Below are 1,106 nucleotides of genomic sequence, written 5' to 3' on the forward strand. Positions count from 1 at the left end.
GGTGACCATGTCGAACTGGGTGCCGGCCAGGTTGGTGATCGTGGAGTTGTTCACCATGTTGCCGGTCAGCTCGGTACCCATGTACCGGCTCTGCGCCTCGGCCGCCGCACGCAGCGTCGAAGCGGCCTGAGCGGGAGACGCCGCCAGGAATGCCGCGAGTGGGGCGGCGGCAAGCGCGGCGACGGCGGTCAGTGCGCGCAGCCGCGAGGAATGTGTTCTGATATCGATTGCGCCCGTGCGCATGTGCGACCTCCATTGGTCGGCGCGGATCGGCAGTCTGCTCGATGTGAAAAACGGCCCAGTGCGCGCTGTCCGTGGAAAGCGCGCGCTGCGGAAAGCGGCGACACTTCGCCGCGCGGAAACAGCGCCTCGTCGAGCGGTCCGGCATCCGGCCTCGGCAGGGCTGTGATGAGTAGGTAACCGGGGGCGGTCAAGCGCGTCAAGACGCTTTGAAACTTGCCGTGGTTGTTGGTAATTGGTCTTCCGTATCGAACATGTCGTGCGCCGCACGCTGTGCGGGAGCGCGTGTGCGCGGCTTCCAGCGTGTCAGCGGCCGACGCCGCGTGCGCCGTCCTGGTGGATCCACATCCGGGCCGCACAACGGGGATTTGTGCGATTTGGGGGTCCTTGACAGCACACTGGCGGTAAGGCAGCGTCTGCATTCCGAAACAGCTCGGGCATCCCGTCGTGGACCGGCATCCTCGACGGGATGGTTATGTTAGCGCTAACAATGTGTGAGTCAATGCTCAACGTAGAGCAGGGAGACGGCATGAGAATAGGCGCAAGGACAAGCCACGCACTCGGTGCGACGCGCCGCGTTCGGCTGGCCCGCCTGGGAACCGCTGCCGCGGTGGCCTTCGGTGGGCTGGTCGGCAGCGCCGTGATGACGGGCCCGGCGCAGGCTGCTTCGCAGGGTCCGTGTGACATCTACGCGGCGGGCGGCACGCCGTGCGTCGCGGCGCACTCCACCACCCGAGCCCTGTACGCCGCGTACAACGGCCCGCTGTACCAGGTGCGGCGTTCCTCGGACAACTCGACCAGGGACATCGGCGTGGTCAGCGCCGGCGGTGTCGCCAACGCGGCCGCGCAGGACTCGTTCTGCTCGG

The 1,106-nt window shown here is 67.1% G+C and carries 1 protein-coding gene and 1 pseudogene; one reads left to right on the plus strand and one right to left on the minus strand.

Translation table 11 applies throughout. The annotated features are described in order from the left end of the window. Nucleotides 1-243: pseudogene (locus KGA66_RS29160) on the minus strand (endo-1,4-beta-xylanase); the annotation flags it as partial. Nucleotides 244-769: 526 nt separating this feature from the next. On the opposite strand from KGA66_RS29160, the gene KGA66_RS29165 reads away from it, so the two are divergent. Continuing rightward, a partial coding sequence (locus KGA66_RS29165) for an arabinofuranosidase catalytic domain-containing protein (protein WP_281416892.1) occupies nt 770-1,106 on the plus strand: 337 nt, incomplete at its 3' end.

The organism is Actinocrinis puniceicyclus (assembly GCF_018283645.1).
Classification (GTDB): Bacteria; Actinomycetota; Actinomycetes; order Streptomycetales; family Catenulisporaceae; genus Actinocrinis; species Actinocrinis puniceicyclus.